The organism is Lysinibacillus sp. RU7, from assembly GCF_057837305.1.
The window spans coordinates 1-235 of the sequence record NZ_JBYQFK010000321.1 but is presented as its reverse complement, the minus strand read 5'-3'; the positions used below and the strand labels follow the sequence as shown (position 1 = coordinate 235).

The following is a 235-nucleotide window of genomic DNA, read 5'->3' as shown; positions in this document are numbered from 1 at the left end:
GGCGACCCTGGGCTATCGCGGCTATACGCACAGTTGCTGCATCTCGCTCAACAATGTCATCTGCCATGGCATTCCGGGCGACTATAAGCTCCAGGATGGCGATATTCTCAATATCGACGTCACTCCGCTGGTCGATGGCTGGCACGGCGACACCAGCCGCATGTTTATCGCCGGCGACGCCCCGATCAAGGCGAAGCGGCTGGTCGAGATCACCTATGAATGCCTGATGCTCGGC

1 protein-coding gene is annotated in these 235 nt (G+C 59.1%); it reads left to right on the top strand.

Going from position 1 to position 235, the window contains the following annotated elements; translation table 11 throughout:
* Positions 1 to 235 (top strand): M24 family metallopeptidase (locus AC3II9_RS22560; RefSeq protein WP_489159012.1); only part of this gene is annotated, 235 nt, incomplete at both ends.